The sequence below is a fragment of the Geodermatophilus sp. URMC 64 genome (assembly GCF_053502555.1).
In genome coordinates this window covers 2,347,141-2,366,126 of sequence record NZ_CP199955.1, presented here as the reverse complement: position 1 = coordinate 2,366,126, position 18,986 = coordinate 2,347,141, and the positions used below count along the sequence as shown (strand labels likewise).

The window sequence follows — 18,986 nt, the reverse complement described above, 5'->3', positions numbered from 1 at the left end:
GCTCAGGCGGCGCCGGGGGCGTCGGCGAGCTCCGGTTCGGTCCGCTGCTCCAGCACGGGGAACCGCCGCGGGGCGATCAGCAGGACGGCGACCGCCAGCAGCGCCACCGCGGTCAGGCCGAGGTAGAGGTGCTCGGTGGCGGCGGCCATGGCCGAGCGCAGGTAGGCCAGGCCCGCGCCGGGCAGGTCCCCGGCCAGGATCGCCGGCTCCACGCCGTCGACCGTGCGCGGCAGCGACCCGGCCACCGCGGCGGGCGCCGTGTCCAGCCGGTTCTGCAGCGTGCTGTTGACGACCGCCCCGAACACCGCGGCGCCGAGGCTCTGCCCCAGGAACCGGCAGAACATCAGCGAGCCGGTGGCCACGCCGCGCCGTCCGGTGTCGACGGTCGACTGGACCCCCACCACCAGCGGCGTGGAGATCATCCCGAGCCCGGCGCCCAGCACCAGCGTCGAGGCGACGACGGCCCAGCCCGGCGCCTGCGGCGGGGCCAGCACGAAGCCGCCGACGCCGAGGAAGGCAACGCCCGCCCCGATCAGCGCGGTGTCGCGGAACCCGATCCGCAGGTACAGCCGGCTGCAGGTCGCCGCCGCGATCGGCCAGGTGATGCTCATCGTGGCCAGCGCGAAGCCGGCGGTCACCGCGCCGTAGCCGAGCACGGTCTGGGCATAGGTCGGGAGGAACGTCGACGGCCCGATGACCAGCAGGCCGAGGCAGACGTAGCCGAGATTGGAGCCGGCCAGCACGCGTCGGCGCCACACCCAGCCGGGCACGACGGGCTCGGCCGCGCGGCGCTCGACGACGACGGTGGCGATCCCCAGGACGACGACGGCGGCGAAGCAGGAGATGCTCGGCGCCGACCACCACGGCCAGGCCACGCCGCCCTGCAGCAGCGCGAAGACCAGCCCGCCGCAGGTGAGCAGCACCAGCGCGCTGCCGAGGTAGTCGACCCGGTGCCGGCGGGCCGGCCCGCGCCCCTCCTGCAGGAACCGCACGATCAGCGCCAGCGCCACCGCCCCGAGCGGCAGGTTGATCAGGAAGATCCAGCGCCAGCTGACGTAGTCGGCGAACAGGCCGCCGACCGCGGGGCCGACGACCGCGGACACCGCCCACGCGCTCGACAGCCAGCCCTGCACCCGGCCGCGCTCGCGCAGCGCGTACAGGTCACCGGCGACCGTCTGCACGGTGGCCTGGATGGCCCCGGCACCGATCCCCTGGACCGCCCGGAAGGCGATCAGCGCGACCATGCTCCAGCTCAACGAGCACAGCAGGGACCCCGCCAGGAAGACCACGATGCCGAACAGCAGCACGGGCTTGCGGCCGTAGACGTCGGCGAGCTTGCCGTAGACCGGGATCGTCACCGTCTGGGTCAGCAGGTAGACGGAGAACAGCCAGCCGAAGATCGAGAACCCGCCGATGCTGTCGACGATCTGCGGCACGGCGGTGGCCACGATGGTGGTGTCCATCGCCGCCAGGCCCATGGTGAGCACCAGGCCGAGCAGGACGGGCCCACGCCGGGAGCGCGCGCCGGTCTCGTCGAGGCTGTCGGTGGCGGTCATGCATCTCCGTCGGGTCGCGGTAGGGACGGCGGGGCGGGTGGCGGCGCCGGCGGCTCGGGCCCGCGCAGGCCGAGCGTGGCCGCCGAGATCCCGAACAGCGCCGCGCCGGGGACGGCCAGCCACATCGGCCAGAAGTAGGCCGGGTCGCCGTCGAGGCCGACCAGCACCCACACGGTCAGGTTGATCGAGACGACCGCCAGCCAGATCGTCCACAGCACCTTGAGCGCGGTGGGCAGCCGGGCGATCGACGGGGCCGGCCGCGCGGCGCTGACGGACGTCGGGAGCGGGGGGACGGTCGGAAGGGTCATCTCGCCGGTCTCGGGCAGATCGGCGAACAGCGGGGCCAGGTCGGCGTAGGTCACCGCCGCGAACGCCCGCGCCAGCCGGTCGTCGTACTCGACGAGGTCGAGCCGGCCCTCGCCGAGGGCCAGCCGCAGCCGCTCGGCGGCCGCCGCGCGGTCCCGGTCGGAGATGCGCATGCCGGGGCGCCGCTCGTCCATCCCCGACCTCCCCGGAACCCGTCGGTCCGGAATCTAACCCCCGGCCCGCGCCCCCGCCGCGAGCACCCGTTCGACGCCGGCGGCGATCTGCAGATCCTCCCGCGAACGGACGACGAGCGTGCGCACACCGGCGCCGGGCGCGGTGATCTCGGTGTCCTCCGCACCGGTCGCCGCGGAGTCGAGGCGGGCGTCCACGGCGATGCCGAGGTGGCCGAGCCGGGCCGCGGTCCCGCCCCGCACGGCGGCCGCCCGCTCCCCCACCCCGCCGGTGAAGACCAACGCGTCCAGCCCGCCGAGGGCCACCGTCATGGCGGCGATCCCGGTCGCCAGCCGGTGCAGGTAGACGTCGAGCGCCAGCCGGGCGTCGGCGTCGTCACTGGCCAGGATCTCCCGCATGTCGGCGGTGCCGGCCAGCGCCAGCAGCCCGGACCCGTGCTCGAGCGCCTCGGCGACCTCGGCCGGCCGCAGCCCCTCGTGCTCCTCGAGCCAGAGCAGCAGCCCGGGGTCGACCGAGCCGCTGCGGGTGGCCATCACCAGGCCGTCGAGCGGGGTGAAGCCCATCGTGGTGTCGACGCTGCGCCCGTCGAGGACGGCGGCCAGCGAGGCGCCGGCGCCGAGGTGGCAGGTGACGACGCGGCGGCTGCCCGGCGCCAGCTCGGCCACACGCCGGGCCGCCCATTCGTGCGAGAGGCCGTGGAACCCGTAGCGGCGCACCCCCCACCGCTCCCGCCACGCCCGCGGCAGCGGGTACGTCGCGGCCGCGGGCGGCAGGGTGGCGTGGAACGCGGTGTCGAAGCACGCGACGTGCGGGACGCCGGGCAGCAGCGCGCGGGCCGCGGCCAGCCCGCGCAGCGACTTCGGCTGGTGCAGCGGCGCGAGCTCCACCAGGTCGTGCAGCCGCCGCTCGACGTCCTCGTCGATGAGCACGGGCGCGGTGAGGTCGGGCCCGCCGTGCACGACGCGGTGCCCCACGGCGTCGACGTCCGGAGGCCGGTCGGGCAGCCCGTCCCACGACGCCGTCCGCCGGCCGTCCTCGACGACGTCGACCTTGAGCGAGCTCGAGCCCGCGTTGACCACGAGCACCCGCACCGGCGCCTCAGTCCTGCGGATGGCAGCGGACGGCGACGATGGCGACGTCGTCCTCGCTCCGGCGGGCGACGATGCGGTCCAGCAGCTGGTCGCTCAGCTCGTCGACGCCCAGGTGGCCGACCTCCTCGACCAGCCGGAGGAGCCGGTCGAGGCCGGCGTCGATGGTGGTGCGGCCCTGCTCGACCAGGCCGTCGGTGTAGAAGAGCACCGTGTCGCCGGGCAGCAGCCGGGTGACGTGGTCGGAGCGGACCTGCGAGGTCTCGGCGCCGAGCAGCGCCTCGGGCGGGGTGGCCAGGGTCTCCACGGTGCCGTCGGCGTGCCGCACGATGGGCGGCAGGTGCCCGGCCGACGACCACCGCAGGACGCGCAGCCCGTCGCGGTGCTGGTCCGGGGACTGCTCGATGCGGGCGATCAGCGCGGTGGCGAGCGTGCCGACGTGCAGTCCGGTGACCACCTCGTCGACGCGGGCGAGGATCTGCGCGGGGTCCTCCTGCCGGTCGTAGGCGATGCCGCGCAGGATGCTGCGGATCTGGCCCATGGCCGCGGCGGCGTCGACGTTGTGCCCGACGACGTCGCCGATGACCAGCAGCGTGGCGCCGTCGGGCTGCTGGAACGCGTCGTACCAGTCGCCGCCGACGTGCATGTTGCTGGCCGCCGGCTGGTAGCGGACGGCGATCTCCAGGTCGTCGGGCTGCGGCGGCGGGGTGAGCAGGCTGCGCTGCAGCGTCTCGGCGACCTTGAGCTGGCGGCCGTACAGCCGGGCGTTGTCGAGCGCGAGCCCGGCGCGGCGGGCCACCTCCACGGTGGTCGCGATCTCCATCTCGGAGTGCGGGCCGCGGCTCGTGTCGTTGACCATGGCGATCCCGCCGAAGGTCTCGCCCCGGGCCCGCAGCGGCACGATCGTGAAGGACCCGGCGTCCAGCCGCTCCCAGGCCGCCCGCACCTCGGCGCTGGTGATCTGCGGCTCGATCAGCTCCGGCGGGATCGGGTGCACGTGGATCGGCTCGCCGGTGAAGAACGCGACGGTCATGGGGTCGTCGTCGTTCCCGGCCTGCGCCGGCTTGTCCAGCCAGGTGTTCATGTCCGCGACCCTCGCGGGGTCGCGGTGCGCGCGAGCGGTCTCGGTGGGTTGCCGGTCCTCGCCGATCAGCGCCACGACCGCCCAGTCGCACAGGCGGGGGACGACGAGCTCGATCAGCCTCTCCAGTGCCTTCTGGGTGTCCAGCGAGCTGCTGATCATCGCCTCGCTGACCTCGGCGAGGAAGCGCAGCCGCTCGCGGTCGGCGTCCGGCGTCGGCTCGTCGTCCGTGCCGACGAGCGGGGCGGCGTTCTCCCGGCCGTGGTCGCTGGCCTCGCGGAAGGTGACGTGCAGCCGGTCGCCGTCCCGGACGGCGGTGGCGTTGAGCCAGCGCGCGCCCGGTGCGTAGTACCCGTGCCAGGTGACCCGCTCGCCGACGCTGCGGGCGTGCAGCAGGAAGCTGTGGAAGATCGTGCCGCCGAGCTCGGGCAGGGCGATCCAGATGTTGCGCCCGAGCAGCTCGGCCCGCTGGCGCTCGAGCAGGTCGGCGGCGGCCAGGTTGACGTAGACGAAGGTCCAGTCCCCGTCGAAGACCGCGACCCCGTCGGGAACCGCGTCGAGTGCCTGGCCCAGCAGCGCCGCATCGACCGGCGCGAGGGCACCGGGATCAGTCACGCCGTCTCCTGCGCCTCGTCCGGCGGGCACCTCCCGCCGCATGTCGGGCTGAACCTACGCCAGCGGCCACTCGGCCGGTTGTACGCGCCGCCGCTCCCGTGGCGCGTGTGACGTCCGCGGCCGGGAGGGGAATAGCCGTCGCATGCTGGCTGAGCAGCGGCGGCACCGGACGCCGGGTACGGCCTGGGGACGGCGATCGCCGCGCTGGCCGCGGTGCTGTTCGCCGTCGGCGCGGTCCTGCAGCACGAAGCCGCGGAGGAGAGCACGGTCGACGGCACGCTGCGCATGCGCCGGCTGCTGACGCGGCCGGCGTTCATCGCCGGGCAGAGCGCGACCGTGCTGGGGACGGCGTCCCAGGTGGTGGCGCTGGCGTTCGCGCCGGTCGCGGTCGTGCAGCCGGTGCTCGCCGGGGGCCTGGTCGTGGCGCTCGCCATCCGGTCGGTGCGCCGCCGCTGCTGGCCGGTGCGGCTGGAGGTGCTCGGTGCGGTGCTGACGACCGGCGGGCTCGCCGTCTTCCTGGTCGCCGCCCGCCCGTCGAAGGACGACGCGGAGCGGCTGCCCTCCACCGTCGCCGTGGCCGTCGCGGTCGCCGTCGCGGTGCTGCTGGTGGCGGGGCTGGCGAGCCTGTTCAAGTACGGGCCCCACGGCGCGCTGCTGTGCGGGGCGGCCGCCGGCACCGCCGCGGGGATCGCCGCCGTCCTCATCTCCGTCGGTCTGCGGACCCTGTCGGCCGAGGGGCTGGTCCCCGCCCTCGCCGGGAGCGCGCTGTGGGGTGCGCTGATCACGGCGGTGGTCGCGCAGATCGGCGGGCAGCAGGCCTACTCGCGCGGCTCGCTGGCGTGGTCGCTGCCGGCGCTGATCCTGCTCGACCCGGTCGCGGCGGTGCCGGCGGCGCGGCTGCTGCTCGGCGAGCGCCTGGAGCCGGGGCACGCGGCCGTGTGGCTGCCGGCCGCCGTGGTGGCCGCGGCCGGCGTCGTCCTCCTGGCCCGCACCGGCGAGGGCTGCCGTCGTCCGATCCGGCTCCGCCGGCCTCGCCTACGGGCCGACGCCGGCGCAGTTAGCCTGCCCCGCTGACAGTTCCGGCCCTGCGCCCACAGACCGCTGACCTGCGACTTCGTGGCTCCAGAACTTGCCCAGCACCCGGTTCGAACGTATGATCGACTACATGGGCGGCGCGGTGACCGAGGACGCGAGCGGGACGGTCGCCGCACGCCGGCCGGAGGCGCGCGACCGCCGCGCCGGCGCCGAGCAATCCTCCACGGAGTGGCCGGCGTTCACCCCGCAGACCGGGCTCGGTGAGGGTCCCCTCGGTGCGGCACAGGCGGCGGATCGGGAGATCGCGCGGCTGTTCGCGGTGCGGGCGCGGGCTCTGGCCGAGTTCTCCGAGAGCCGGCCGGCGTCGGCGGACCGGGCGCAGGGCGAGCGCGGGGCGATGAGCCCGGAGCGGTGGGCCTCGCGGCCGGAGACGCTCCGGCCCGTCAGCGAGTGGGCGGCGCAGGAGGCCTCGATCGGCCTGGTCCGCGGGCGGGGCCGCGCCGAGGGGCTGCTGGACGAATCGCGCACCCTGGTCCAGAAACTGCCCGGCACGCTGGCGGCGCTGGAGGGCGGCCTGCTCACTCCGGAACACCTGCGGCCACTGGTCGAGCGCGTCGCCGTGATCGCCGATGACCGCCTGCGCGCGGAGATCGAGGCGGAGGTGCTGCGCTGGGTCGCCGCCCGGGCGGCCAGGAGCACCATCACCGTGCCGGCCCAGCTGGCGGACAAGGTGCTGCGGGTGGTGACCCGGCGCGACGCCCGCGATGCCGCACAGCGGGCTCTGAAGGCGATGGCTGACCGAGGGGTGTTCCGCCAGCACGAGTGGGGTGAGGGCCTGGCCGGCCTGGGGGTGGTCGGCACCGTGCCGGAGATCGAGGCGCTGCACGCCGCCCTGTCGGCCTGTGTGGACGCACTCCCCCGCGATGCCGCGGATGCCCGCACCCGGGCGCAGAAGATGCTCGACGTGCTGCTGGACCTGGTGCTGCGGCCGGGCGCGAGCGCGACCCCGCCGGTGCAGGTAGTGCTCACCCTGGTCGCCAGCGTGCAGACCGCACTCGGTGGAGACGCCCCGGCCTCGCTGAACGGGCGGGTGGTGTCGGCAGAGACGGCGCGGCAGGTGCTCAACGCCCTCGCCGGTGCCGGCCTCGGCGACGGCGTTCTCGAGGAGCTGCGCCACCTCACCGACACCGGGCCGGTGGATGCCGGAGCTGCCGACACCGCGGCTGGTGCCGACGCGGACTCCGGCTCCGGCTGCGAGGCCGACGCGGGCGCCGGAGACCGGTACCTCGATGATCCCGGCTGGGAGCCGTGGGAGCCGGAGATGCGCGCGGCGCTGGCGAAGTGGGAGTCGGACTGGGAACGGCGACTCCTGGCCGGGGAGTTCGACGATCCGGATCCGATGCCGCAGGCCGCGATGCTCGCCTCGGTAGATGCCCGGCTGGCCGCCGGTGAGATCGACCTGGCGTTCGAGCGAGAGCTGGCCGATGCGCAGGACCACTGGTGGGCGGAGTTCGAAGCGGGTCGGATCACCGATCCCGATCCTCCGGAGGACCGGTCCGATCCACCGGTCGACCCGCCGCCGGGGTGTGCGTGGTGGGGGGCCGCCGATCAGGCCGTGAGTGACGCGAATCAGGCGGTGGTCGACGCCCTGAGGGCGCTGGCCCGCGCCCGGCGGCTGGTGCGCACCGCGGCGATGGCCGATGCCGCTGACGAGACCGCCTGGCGCGCCGGCAGCGGTGGACGGGTGGACGCCGCGCAGGACGCGCTGGCGGCGTTGGCCGTCGCCACGGACGCAGACCGGCAGGCCCTTGCCGACCTGCTGGTCCGCAGCACCGGTGGCGGGCTCGCGGAGAGACCGCGCATTGCTCTTGTCGACGCCGTCTCCGGGGCGCTCGTGTCGCTGACCGACCTGACCGGGTTGCGCCGGGTCGCGCACTGCGGCCGACGTGCCTGCCGCCGCCACCCCGAGCGCTGCGGGCACGACCTCACCGTCCGCCCCGGGCTCGGGGCGCCGCCGCCGACCGCCGGCTACCGACCCAGCGCCGAACTCGACCGGTTCCTCCGGCTCCGGGACCAGCGCTGCCGCTTCCCCGGCTGTCGGCTGCCCGTGTCCAGGGGAGAACTCGACCACCGGGTGCGCTGGCCGGACGGCCCCACCGACGTCACCAACCTGGCCGGGCTCTGCACCGGCGACCACCGAGGCAAGCACCAGGCCCCCGGCTTTCGCTACGACATGACCGACGACGGCACCCTCGTCGTCACCACGCCCTCCGACATCACCGCCACCACCGAGGCCCCGCCGTTCTGATGTCGCTACGGCAACCTCGCCCTGAGGGCGGCCTTAGGGACACTCTCGGCAGCGAGGCAAGGCGTCGCCGAAGTTCGCTCTGCGCCTGCAACGGCCGCGCATCGTCGCAGCGATGGTTGACGCTAGAGTGCGTCCCGCCCTCTCGGGACTCCCCTCTAGCGGATCCTTGTAGCCGCCATTCCCTCTGAACTTCAGCAACCTCAAGGCGTTGTGGTCCGAGTTAGCAAGCGATGGTGCCATGTTCGATAAATTTCTCGACCGCTTTCCCTGGCTTGACCGCTGGAGACGCAAGAAGAGGTACACGCCTCGGCTCTGGCCCGTCCCGGTCGCCGTCCTAACGGCGGTCTCCTTCGCTGGGGTGTTCGCGTGGATCGCGTACAGTGGCATTCAAGGCATTGCCGAGCGCGAGATGTCGCCGCCCCAAACATCTGCAACAGTCACCCCAGGTCCGGCTCCAACTAGCCCGCCGTCCGCTACCCCCTCCGTCCCGACATTCACCTCACCCTCCATTAGCACTCAATCACCGTCCTCCTCAACAGGCGTGGCCATCGACGATAACGCGGCGAGCAACCTCGAACTGGAACTGATAAGGACGACGATCGCGGTCCTAGCTTTTTGGGGCGCTGTGCTAACGGGCGTTTATGCGTATCGCAAGCAACGCCTCTCGGAAGGCGAGGCGCGAAGATTAGATGAACGCCAGTTCCTTGACCGCTATAGTGCCGCTGCCGAGCAGCTGGGAGCCGAGTCAGCGGCCACTCGGATAGCGGGTGCCTATGCTATGAGCGGCCTGGCAGACGACTGGCACGAATACCGTCAGATGTGCGTAGATGTCTTGTGTGGGTATGTGCGCTTGCCCCACGCTGTCGATCCCAGTGACCCGAAGTATCGTGAAGGCGACCGGGAGGTTCGAAGGGCGATAGTCCGGATCATCCGGAACAACCTTCGTGGTTCTGACCGGCGGAAGCGATGGACGAATCTTGTGTTCAGTTTCGAAGGCGCCATTTTTGACTATGGCGACCTTAGTCATGCGCGGTTCGAGGGCGGTTGGGTAAGCTTCCATCGTGCCCGGTTTGTCGACAGAAGCTTTGATCTCACGGGGACCGTCTTCCAGGGAACAGGCGTAAGCTTCGGCAAGGCGACATTCGAAGGCGGAGAAGTAAAGTTCCATCGAACGGACTTCAGCAAAGCGCGAGAGGTAAGTTTCGAAGGAGCTGCATTCATCAGCGGCGAAGTCAGGTTTGCGGGCACAAGGTTAGGCCCTGCCAACTTTCAAGACGCTACCGTGGACAGTGCCGCCAACATCACTTTCGATAACGTGAAGCATGGGTCCAATGCCATCCTTGGCGTTTTTGCGGGAAGCTCCGGTCTCCAGGCGGAGTAGCGAACGCCATGCAATTTGAGTCGACCCGTATGGACCTATCTGGCGTGACGATGCTCCAGCCGAACGGTGTGTCTCTAGGTGGGCCGCCATGAGACACCGGACCGCCCGGCCGTGAGGGCGGCCTCAGGGGCAGCCGCGCTCGGGCTCGCTTGTCTCCTCCGCAGACGGTCAAGGCGTGACCGCGTGCCGCGCGCGGGGCATACGCTGCCCTTCCCGCGACAGGAGGGAGCACTCCGATGATCGAGCGCAGCAACCCCGACATCGGTTACCTGGCCGAGGAGGTGCACGTGACCTTCTCGTTCACGCAGACGATCAAGGCCGGGAACACGGTTTACTTCTCGGGGGTCACCCCGCTACGGGGGAGCCTGGCCGACCTCCAAGTCGTCGGCGAGAACGACATGCGCGCCCAGCTCGAGTGGTGCCTGGAGATACTGCGCCGCTGCCTGGCTGAGCAGGGAGCCACCTTCCACCACTTCGTGTCCCAGACCGTCTACACCACCGACATGGACGAGCTCGCCAAGCACGCCGATGTGTTCGCCTCGGCGTTCGCCGGGCAGGCGCCGACCAGCACCTGGTTGCAGGTCGAGCGGCTGTTCCACCCTGCGCAGCTGCTGGAGATCGCCGGGATCGCCGTGCTCGAATAGGGGCGTTTGCCTGAGCCGCGTGACGGCCACTCCGGCTCCATCGCTGCATAGCGCGACCTTGTGTTGCCCGCATAGTTTTGGAGATCATCAGCGCGGTCCCACTTCGAGACGCCGAATCCCATAGTGGGCCGCTTTGGGATACCGCCGGCGTGAGTCCTACAACGGGCTTGGCCGGGCCTCGCAGACTTCACGCGGCCCGAGCGCCTGGCCACTCACTCAGGCTTGCTGCCGTCGCGGGTCCGGCGGCGCGGCCGGTCATCCCGAATGAGACGATCGAGGCCACCAAGTAGATAGCGACGAACGATGCGAAGTGCTTCGCGAGAGTCGATGGAGACCACAAATTGACGACGTTGCCGATGACGAGCACGGCTAGCACCGCCTGAAACCCAAGGCCGCTCAAGCCGTCAGAGCTGCGGCGGTCAGCGGACATGGGAGACAATCTACGAGGCGGCACCGGCGCACAGGGTGGAGTCCAGCTAGGAGCTTCACAGTCCACTCGCTCGGGGGACGTCAATGCGAGCTGAGTCGTTGCGGCTGATGTCTCAAAGTGGACCCGTTCAGGGCGACTCCGCACGCCTATTGTGTCGCAGTACCAGCCCGAGCTGCAAAAGCAGGGAGGTGCCTAGGGCTCCGAGGAAGTAGGGCCAGGGGTTGGCACCAGCGGCGGCGCCGCGGGCCCCAAGGAAGAACAGCGGTATACCCACTAATGAAAGAGTGGTTGCCCACCAAGGCGGTCGGGCTCCGCCAACCACGAACGGGACGCGGCGAGTACCCGACCGAGGAACAACCATGAACGTTGGCGTGATTGTGAGAGGGATGGCGAGCACCAGCACCAGCCACGACAGCGACGTGCTCATTCCGTAGGTCCTACAGCGACGGTCGAACAGGCGCCATCGTCCGCGCACTTCGCCCGCCCGCTTCCACCTCAACGGGTGACGGCGACATGAGGCTGGTGGCCCGTCCTGCCACTGTCCCAAAGTGGGCCACTTTGGGACGCCGGCCGGCTCGCCTGAACGGCGGCTTGGGCTCGGCCGGTGAAGTGGGTATGTCCTACGGCGCTCGCGTGTTGGCGTGCCCCTGTCCTCGCCCGCGTCTTCCTGGTTCTCTTTGCGGTCTTCTTTGTTGGTGGCGCGGCAGTGCCGTGGGACGAGGGGTTCACGGCGCTGCCCCGGACGGCTCGGGCACCTACGACGTCGAGGACATCGGGTATCGCGCGCTGCTGATTGCCCTTGCCGCGGTCCTTGCAGCCCTTGCCCTCAGAGGGCGCATGGAGTTGCGCCGCAGTGAACTCGTCATGCGGTACATGCTCACTACTCGGGTCATCGCCCTGGCTGACATCGTCAGCGTGACGCCTACCGACTCAGGCCTGACCGTGGAGACCCTCCACGGCGCGAAGTACAATTCTCCGGCATTCATCGGGGGGAAGTCGCCGCTGGCAACGTGGCTGCGTCTTCGCAGCCGAGCCGACGGGATCGCGAGCGTGATCATGGCGGCGGCTAGGTCGAAGCCCTGACCTCAAGGACCTGTCCTCAAGTGGCCGCTCAGGGACGCCAGTAGCTCCAGTCGAGCGATCGTGGAGGTCCGTCGATGAGGTGCCGGACGGCCCTCTGCGATGAGTTCAGCGGCGCGTGATCGTCCAAGTGCTCGTGACTGTTCAGGATCAAGCGCCGGCCCTACGGCGGGAGGCGTCGACGATGCGTTCGATCGCTCGGCGGATGTTCGAACTCGTCGAGCCGATCGGTGTCGTCCCGTACTCGACCCACGAACCCAACGAGGCGATGTTCGCCCTGGGATTCACCAACTACTGGGACACCTACTTCGCCGGACGCGCGGCACCCCTGGGCCTCGCTACGGCAGAGGTGGTGGACGCGCTCTTCTACAACTTTGCTCCGGGCGAGGTGGCCCGCCACATTCCGAAGGTGTGGCGTACGACCACCCCCGAAGCAGCGATCGCGGCTCGTCAGTTGGGTTGCGGAAACGCGCTCCGGCGGATCCTCGGCGATCGCATCGACTCGCCCGCCTTCGCCCGCGCCGCCGACCTGTTGCTGAAGACGGCGACCAGCACCCCGTCCGAGGGGCGACCGATGTACGCCGCGCTCCGCGCGCTCCCGGTGCCTGAGGACGCGGTCGGCCGCCTGTTTCACGCAGCGTCCCTCCTGCGCGAGCACCGCGGCGACGGGCACATCGCGGCCCTGAGGGTCGAGGGCGTCGGCGGCCTCGAGTCGCACGTCCTCTTTGCCCTCGACATGGGCATGCCGGCTGAGAAGTTCGGACGCCTCCACCACCTGCCTGCTGCTCAGCGTGCCGAGGTGATCGACGGGATGCGCCGCCGTGACCTGATCGGGGAAGACGGCTGGCTGACCGAATCGGGTCGCGCCGTCAAGCAGCGGGTCGAGGCGCTCACCGATGAACTCGCGACGAAGCCCTACGAGTGCCTCGAGCCTGACCAGCTCGATGAACTCATGGTCTCTCTGGAGCCGCTTGCCGAGCTGCTCCTCGCCGCACCGGACTAGGACGACGGCGCGGGTCCCGAGTCGTCAGCCATGGCGTTCGTCGGCTGATGCGCGGCCCAGGCGGCTCATGTGGTGACCTGCCGGCTCACCATCTCGGTGATCCAGATCGGCGCGAACGGGGACGTGCAGTTCGGGGGCGTCGGATAGTCCTTGAGCACCTCCAGGCGCTCCCCGATGTCGATCGCTCGGGCGCGGTGCTCGGCGTGCTCGATCCCGATCTGGGCGAGGCAGTGGTTCATCGCCCACTGCAGGCGCTCCGGGGCCTCCTTCATGTCCGCTTCGATGCGGTCGAGGAGTCCCGCGAGGTCGAGCCCCTCGGACTTCTTCGCCACCCGCTCGGTGGTCAGCGCCCAGCCCGCACTCGCGACCACGGGTTCCGGGTCGGCGAACCAGGCAAGGCGCAGCTCCTCGGCATGCGGGCTCTTCTTCACCACGTAGCTCACGAGCCAGCCGTGCACCTTGGGAGTGCGCGCCTCACGCAGCATGGCGTCCAGCTCGTCCCGGTCGAACGCCTTCGGGCGGCAGATCAGGAGCGCCAGCAGTCTCGCCGCGCTGTCACCCGTGTCCCACAGCTCACGCGCGAGTTCCTGCTGGGTCTTCAGCCGCTTGGCCAGCGCGCGCAGCTGTCCGAGGTTCACGCCGTGGTCGTCACCGTGCCTGGCGTTCACCTCGCGGATCCTGGGGTCCTCGAGCCCGGCCAGTTCGGCCATCACCTCGGCCACCGTCGCCCCGCTCACCGCCGTCTGGGCCATCCGAGCCTCCTGTCCATGGCATGTGGGAGCGGGCGGCGGCTGAACGCACGACCGGCCGGCGCGCACAGGGCACGCCGGCCGGTGGCCGTCAGGAGCTCAGAGGAGCTCGAGGATGGTGGCGTTGGCCTGGCCGCCGCCCTCGCACATCGTCTGCAGGCCGTAGCGGATGCCGTTGTCGCGCATGTGGTGCACCAGCGTGGTCATCAGCCGGGCGCCGGAGCCGCCCAGCGGGTGACCGAGCGCGATGGCCCCGCCATTGGGGTTGAGCGCCTTGGCGTCGGCACCGAGGTCGGCCAGCCACGCCAGCGGCACCGGGGCGAAGGCCTCGTTGACCTCGAACGCGCCGATCTCGTCGATCGAGAGCCCCGACTTGGCCAGCGCCTTCTGCGTGGCCGGGATCGGCGCGGTCAGCATGATCACCGGATCGGCGCCGGCCAGGACGGCGGTGTGCACCCGGGCGATCGGGGTCAGCCCGAGCTCGCGGGCCTTCTCCGACGTGGTCATGAGCAGCGCGGCCGAGCCGTCGGAGATCTGCGAGGAGTTGCCCGCGGTGATCACGCCGCCCTCGGGCTTGAAGACCGTCTTGAGCGTGCCGAGCTTCTCGACCGTCGACTCGCGGATGCCCTCGTCGTGCTGCACCACGCCTGCGTCGGTGGTCACCGGCGCGATCTGCGCGTCGAAGCGGCCCTCGTCGCGAGCCGCGGCGGCCTTCTCGTGCGAGGCCACCGAGTACTCGTCGAGCTGCTGGCGGGAGAAGCCCCACCGCTCGGCGATCATCTCCGCGCCGACGCCCTGGTTCGGGAGGACGCCGTCGTAGCGGTCGAGGAAGGCCTGCGGGAACGGCCGGCCGCCCTCCCCGATGGAGGAGCCCATGGGCACCCGGCTCATCGACTCCACACCGCCGGCGACGACGACGTCGTAGTGCCCCGCGACCAGGCCGGCCGCGGCGAAGTGCACCGACTGCTGCGACGAGCCGCACTGCCGGTCCACGGTCACCCCGGTGACCGACTCCGGCCAGCCCGCGGCGAGCGCCGCCGTCCGGGCGATGTCGAAGGTCTGCTCGCCCACCTGGGACACGCAGCCCCAGACCACGTCGTCCACGACGCCGGGCTCGACCCCGGCCCGCTGGACGAGCGCGTTGAGCACGTGCGCGGACAGGTCCGCCGGGTGCACCCCGGACAACCCCCCGTTGCGCTTGCCGACCGGCGTCCGCACGGCCTCGACGATGACTGCGTCCCGCATTGTTCTCTGCCTCTCCACGGCGCTGTGACTGCCTCGCACTCTAGGACGAGGAGCGCTCGTTCCGGCGGAACGGGTTGGGGCCGGGTCGGAACAGCGACTCCTGGACGAAGCTAGCGGCGAGCACCCCCTCGACGGTGTGCAGCGTCCCCGTGTACCAGCCACGGCCGGCCGCGACCGAGCGCGGCACCAGGTCCATGAGCATCCAGTCGTCCATCCGGGCGGGCCGGTGGAACCAGATCGCGTGGTCCAGGCTCGGGCCGGGGCTCGCCTCGTCCTCGGGCAGCGCCGACAGCCCGGTGCCGATGTCGGACAGGTAGGTGAGCGCGCACGCGTGCACCAGCGGGTCGTCCGGCAGTGCGGCGCTGCGCGCCCAGAACCGGGTCGGCCAGTGCGCCTCGGCGTAGGGCTGCGACGGCCGCCGTCCCTCGAAGGCGAACAGCCGCGGCAGGGTGTGCTCCGGCAGCTCGTCCGGGTGCTCGGCCTGCGGCGCCGGGTCGACGGCGACGTCCGGCCCCCGCCCCTCGCCGGTGAACGAGACCGACATGTTGAAGATGACCTCGCCGCCCTGGATCGCGACCACCCGGCGGGCGGAGAACGACCGCCCGTCGCGGTCCCGGTCCACCCGGAAGACGGCCGGCCGGGCGGCGTCCCCGCTGCGCAGGAAGTACCCGTGCAGCGAGTGCGGCAGCCGGCCGTCGGGCACGGTCAGCCCGGCGGCGAGCAAGGCCTGCGCCGCCACCTGCCCGCCGTAGAGCGGGAACGGGTCGGCGAACAGCAGCCTGCTGCGGTAGAGGTCCCGGTCGATCTCCTCGAGGTCGAGGACGTCGAGCACGCTGTGCTCGGTCAACGGCCCTTCCACACCGGCGCCCGCTTCTCGGCGAAGGCCGTCGAGCCCTCCCGCGCGTCCTCGCTGGCGAAGACCGGCCCGGTGATCTCCGCCTGACGGATCCAGCCCTCGGAGAAGTCCCAGTCGACCGTGCTGCGCGCGATCTGCTTGGTCGCCGCCACCGCGAGCGGCCCGTTCGCGGCGATCGTCGCCGCGAGCGCCAGGGCGCCGTCCAGCGCACCGCCCTCCGGCGCCAGCCGGTTGACCAGGCCGATCTCCGCCGCCCGCGGCGCGGTCAGCGGGTCGCCGGTGAGCAGCATCTCCAGCGCCAGCGCGTAGGGCACCCGCTTGGGCAGCAGCAGCGCCGCACCCCCCGCGGCGACCAGCGACCGCTTCACCTCGGGCACACCGAAGCGCGCGGTCTCCGCCGCCACCACGAGGTCGCAGGCGAGCAGCAGCTCGAACCCGCCGGCCAGCGCCCAGCCCTCCGCGGCGCCGATCAGCGGCTTGCGCGGCGGCGTCTGCGTGATGCCGCACAGCCCCCGGCCCTCGATCGCCGGCGTCTCCCCGCGGAGGAAGCCCTTGAGGTCCATGCCGGCGGAGAAGGTGCCGCCGGCGCCGGTCAGCACGCCCACCCGCAGCTCGTCGGAGGCGTCCAGCTCGTCCACGGCCGCGGCCACCGCCTCGGCGACCGCCTTGTTCAGCGCGTTCTTCGCCTCCGGCCGGTTGATCGTGATGATCTGCACGCCGTCCCGCTGCTCGACCAGCACCTCGTCGCTCACCGCATGTCCTCCCTCTCGCTCTGCACGACCGCGCCGCTGTCCAGCAGGGCCGTCACCTCCTCCTCGGCGAAGCCCCATGACCTCAGCGCGGCCACGGTGTCGTGGCCGGGCGCCCGCGGCGCGCTGCGCACCGCGGCCGGTGTCCGCGAGAACCGCGGTGCCGGCGCGGGCTGTGGGCCGGCGGCCGTCTCGACGTACGTGCCGCGCGCGGCCAGGTGCGGGTGCCGCGGCGCCTCGGTGAGGCTCAGCACCGGCGTCACGCACGCGTCGGTCCCGTCGAACACCGCCGTCCACTCGTCCCGCGTCCGGGACGCGAACGCCTCGGCGATCAGCCGACGGTGCTCCGGCCACTGCGCCACGTCGTGCTGGCCGCCCGGCAGGTCCACGCCGAGGCCGGCGACGAACTGCGCGTAGAACTGCGGCTCCAGCGCGCCGACGGCCATGTGGCGGCCGTCGGCGCAGCGGTAGGTGTCGTAGAACGGCGCGCCGCCGTCGAGCAGGTTGCTCTCCCGGCGGTCGCGCCACAGACCCGCGCCGAGCATCCCGTGGACCATCGTGATCAGGGAGCTGGCGCCGTCCACCATCGCCGCGTCCACGACCTGGCCCCGGCCGCTGGTCGCCCGCTCGAGCAGCGCGGCCAGGACCCCGACGACCAGGAACATCGAGCCGCCGCCGAAGTCCGCGCCGATGTTCAGCGGCGGGATGGGCTTGTCCGCCGTGCCGATCGCGTGCAGCGCCCCGGTGAGCCCGAGGTAGTTGATGTCGTGCCCGGCGCGGTCCGCCAGCGGCCCGTCCTGCCCCCAGCCGGTCATCCGGGCGTACACCAGCCGCGGATTGCGGGCCAGGCAGTCGTCGGGACCGATCCCGAGCCGCTCGGTCACCCCGGGTCGCAGCCCCTCCACGAGGACGTCGGCGGACCCGGCCAGCCGGAGGACGACGTCCCGCCCCGCGGGACTCTTGAGGTCGACGGCCGCGGACGGCCGGCTGCGGTGCAGCGCCTCCTTCTCCGGTGGGAACAGCCGCGCCCCGCGGGGCCGGTCCACCCGGACGACGTCGGCGCCGAGCTCGGCCAGCAGCATGCAGGCGTACGGGCCGGGCCCGATCCCGGCCAGCTCGACGACCCGGATGCCCGCGAGCGGTCCTGAGGCCTGCGTCATGTCGGCGACCGTACCGATCAGCGGGGCGCCATCCGGATGGCCCCGTCCAGCCGCACGGTGTGGCCGTTGACGTAGCCGTTCTCCAGCAGGCTCACCGCCATGTGCGCGTAGTCCTCCGGGTCGCCGAGCCGCTTGGGGTGCGGCACGGACTGGGCCAGGCCCTCGCGGATGTCGTCGCGCAGCCGCGCGAGCATCGGGGTGTTGAAGACGCCGGGGGCGATGGTGTTCACCCGGATCGCCCAGCTGGCCAGGTCGCGGGCGGCGACGAGGGTGATCCCGTGGACGCCGGCCTTCGACGCCGCGTACGACGTCTGCCCGATCTGCCCGTCGAACGCCGCCACGGACGCGGTGAGCACGATCGCGCCGCGGTCGCCGTCCTCGATCTCGTTGCCGCTCATCCGGGCCGCGGCCAGGCGCAGCACGTTGTACGTGCCGGTCAGGTTCACCCGGAGCACCTGCTCGAAGGTCTCCAGCGGCCCCGGCTGCCGCTGCCGGTCGATGATCCGCACCCGGTCCCCGCCGCGGCCGGCGCAGTGCACCACCGCGCGCACCGGGCCGGCCTCCTCGGCCGCGTCGAGCGCGGCCGAGACGGCGGCCTCGTCGGTGATGTCGCCGGCCACGAACGCCGCGGCGGTGCCCAGCTCGGCCAGCACGTCGTCGTCCGGCGCGGTCAGGTCCAGCAGGACGACGCTCGCCGCGCCCCTGTCCACCAGGCGCCGCGCCGTCGCCAGCCCCAGCCCGGAGGCGCCGCCGGTGACCAGTGCCGAGATGCCCTCGATCCGCATGCCGGCGCAGCTTAGGGCGGGCCCGGGCGGCGGCCTCAGGCGTCCCCGTAGACGGGGACCAGCGCCCCGCTCGTGGGCGCGGAGTCCGGCCCGGCGAGGAACGCGATCACCCGGGCGATCGCCGCCGGCGCGACCGCGCGGGCGGCCAGCTCCGGCGACATCCACGACCGGTTGGCCGGGGTGTCGATCACCGACGGCAGGACGGCGTTGGCCCGCACCCCCTGCGGGCGCAGCTCCTCGGCGAGCAGCTCGGTCATGCGCACGACCGCCGCCTTGCTCGTGGCGTGGGCCAGCGGAGCCTTGCCGCCGACGGCGGTCTTCGAGCCGACGGCCACGATCGTCCCGCCGCCCGTCATCCGCGGCGCGGCCTGCTGGGCGCACCACAGCAGCGAGGCGACGTTGGACCGCCACATCTCGTCCCACAGCTCCTCGGTGAGGTCGGCCAGCGAGCTCGGCCGGAAGCCGCCGGCCAGCGCGACCAGCGAGGCGGGGACGCCGATCCGGTCGATCCGCGACCAGGCGTCCGCGACCGAGGCGCGGTCGCCCAGGTCGGCGGCGACCGCGTGCACGCCGTCCTCCCGGCCCACCTCGTCGAGCCGCTCCCCCGCCCGGTCGAGGGCGACGACGGTCCGCCCCGCCGACCGGAACTCCGTGAGCACCGCCCGCCCGAGGGCACCGGCCGCCCCGGTGACGACGACGAGCCCGTCCGCCGCGCTGGTCATG

Annotated in this window: 18 protein-coding genes; 6 read left to right on the top strand and 12 right to left on the bottom strand. The window is 72.4% G+C overall.

Annotated elements, in window-relative coordinates; all coding sequences use genetic code 11:
- Positions 1 to 2: 2 nt before the first annotated feature.
- From ACWIYF_RS11600 to ACWIYF_RS11585, 4 genes are read right to left on the bottom strand one after another with little or no spacing between them, the layout of a single operon-like run.
- On the bottom strand, positions 3 to 1,556 hold the full coding sequence (locus ACWIYF_RS11600) for an MDR family MFS transporter (protein WP_448628284.1): 1,554 nt from the start codon (positions 1,554 to 1,556) through the stop codon (positions 3 to 5).
- A complete protein-coding gene (locus tag ACWIYF_RS11595) occupies positions 1,553 to 2,056 on the bottom strand; it encodes a DUF1707 SHOCT-like domain-containing protein (protein WP_448628283.1) in 504 nt (167 codons plus the stop codon). The genes ACWIYF_RS11600 and ACWIYF_RS11595 overlap by 4 nt, the downstream gene beginning before the upstream one ends.
- A 33-nt stretch (positions 2,057 to 2,089) precedes the next feature.
- The gene (locus ACWIYF_RS11590) at positions 2,090 to 3,145 is read right to left on the bottom strand and encodes an acetate/propionate family kinase (protein WP_448628282.1); all 1,056 of its coding nucleotides are present in this window, start codon (positions 3,143 to 3,145) and stop codon (positions 2,090 to 2,092) included.
- A gap of 7 nt (positions 3,146 to 3,152) precedes the next feature.
- Entirely contained in the window at positions 3,153 to 4,838 is a 1,686-nt protein-coding gene (locus ACWIYF_RS11585; RefSeq protein ID WP_448628281.1) for a SpoIIE family protein phosphatase, read from the bottom strand.
- Between the two features lie 183 nt (positions 4,839 to 5,021).
- Between ACWIYF_RS11585 and ACWIYF_RS11580 the strand changes: the two genes are divergently transcribed.
- From ACWIYF_RS11580 to ACWIYF_RS11565, 4 genes are all read left to right on the top strand, one after another.
- Positions 5,022 to 5,912 (top strand): DMT family transporter, encoded by an 891-nt coding sequence (locus ACWIYF_RS11580; RefSeq protein WP_448628743.1) that lies wholly within the window; start codon positions 5,022 to 5,024, stop codon positions 5,910 to 5,912.
- A gap of 79 nt (positions 5,913 to 5,991) precedes the next feature.
- Positions 5,992 to 8,181, top strand: a complete 2,190-nt coding sequence (locus ACWIYF_RS11575; RefSeq protein ID WP_448628280.1) for an HNH endonuclease — start codon at positions 5,992 to 5,994, stop codon at positions 8,179 to 8,181.
- Between the two features lie 541 nt (positions 8,182 to 8,722).
- Entirely contained in the window at positions 8,723 to 9,562 is an 840-nt protein-coding gene (locus ACWIYF_RS11570; protein ID WP_448628279.1) for a pentapeptide repeat-containing protein, read from the top strand.
- A gap of 236 nt (positions 9,563 to 9,798) precedes the next feature.
- A complete protein-coding gene (locus tag ACWIYF_RS11565; RefSeq protein WP_448628278.1) occupies positions 9,799 to 10,206 on the top strand; it encodes a RidA family protein in 408 nt (135 codons plus the stop codon).
- 187 nt (positions 10,207 to 10,393) lie between these two features.
- On the opposite strand, the gene ACWIYF_RS11560 is transcribed toward ACWIYF_RS11565, so the two are convergent.
- Positions 10,394 to 10,636 (bottom strand): hypothetical protein, encoded by a 243-nt coding sequence (locus ACWIYF_RS11560; protein WP_448628277.1) that lies wholly within the window; start codon positions 10,634 to 10,636, stop codon positions 10,394 to 10,396.
- A 711-nt stretch (positions 10,637 to 11,347) separates the two neighbouring features.
- Between ACWIYF_RS11560 and ACWIYF_RS11555 the strand changes: the two genes are divergently transcribed.
- Both ACWIYF_RS11555 and ACWIYF_RS11550 read left to right on the top strand, forming a co-directional pair.
- Positions 11,348 to 11,719: a hypothetical protein gene (locus ACWIYF_RS11555; RefSeq protein ID WP_448628276.1), complete on the top strand. Its 372-nt coding sequence runs from the start codon at positions 11,348 to 11,350 to the stop codon at positions 11,717 to 11,719.
- A 115-nt stretch (positions 11,720 to 11,834) separates the two neighbouring features.
- On the top strand, positions 11,835 to 12,719 hold the full coding sequence (locus tag ACWIYF_RS11550) for an SCO6745 family protein (RefSeq protein WP_448628275.1): 885 nt from the start codon (positions 11,835 to 11,837) through the stop codon (positions 12,717 to 12,719).
- A gap of 65 nt (positions 12,720 to 12,784) precedes the next feature.
- On the opposite strand, the gene ACWIYF_RS11545 is transcribed toward ACWIYF_RS11550, so the two are convergent.
- The 7 genes from ACWIYF_RS11545 to ACWIYF_RS11515 form a co-directional block, all read right to left on the bottom strand.
- Positions 12,785 to 13,441, bottom strand: coding sequence for a DNA alkylation repair protein (locus ACWIYF_RS11545; protein ID WP_448628274.1), 657 nt, complete (start codon positions 13,439 to 13,441; stop codon positions 12,785 to 12,787).
- Positions 13,442 to 13,567: 126 nt separating this feature from the next.
- Positions 13,568 to 14,713, bottom strand: coding sequence for a thiolase family protein (locus ACWIYF_RS11540; RefSeq protein WP_448628273.1), 1,146 nt, complete (start codon positions 14,711 to 14,713; stop codon positions 13,568 to 13,570).
- Positions 14,714 to 14,753: 40 nt separating this feature from the next.
- Positions 14,754 to 15,560, bottom strand: a complete 807-nt coding sequence (locus ACWIYF_RS11535) for an acyl-CoA thioesterase (protein WP_448628272.1) — start codon at positions 15,558 to 15,560, stop codon at positions 14,754 to 14,756.
- A complete protein-coding gene (locus tag ACWIYF_RS11530; RefSeq protein ID WP_448628271.1) occupies positions 15,557 to 16,321 on the bottom strand; it encodes a crotonase/enoyl-CoA hydratase family protein in 765 nt (254 codons plus the stop codon). The genes ACWIYF_RS11535 and ACWIYF_RS11530 overlap by 4 nt, the downstream gene beginning before the upstream one ends.
- On the bottom strand, positions 16,318 to 17,478 hold the full coding sequence (locus ACWIYF_RS11525; RefSeq protein WP_448628270.1) for a CaiB/BaiF CoA transferase family protein: 1,161 nt from the start codon (positions 17,476 to 17,478) through the stop codon (positions 16,318 to 16,320). Before ACWIYF_RS11525 ends, ACWIYF_RS11530 begins: the two co-directional genes overlap by 4 nt.
- A gap of 17 nt (positions 17,479 to 17,495) precedes the next feature.
- Positions 17,496 to 18,263, bottom strand: coding sequence for an SDR family NAD(P)-dependent oxidoreductase (locus tag ACWIYF_RS11520; protein WP_448628269.1), 768 nt, complete (start codon positions 18,261 to 18,263; stop codon positions 17,496 to 17,498).
- 35 nt (positions 18,264 to 18,298) lie between these two features.
- On the bottom strand, positions 18,299 to 18,985 hold the full coding sequence (locus tag ACWIYF_RS11515; RefSeq protein WP_448628268.1) for an SDR family NAD(P)-dependent oxidoreductase: 687 nt from the start codon (positions 18,983 to 18,985) through the stop codon (positions 18,299 to 18,301).
- Between the last annotated feature and the right edge of the window lies 1 nt (position 18,986).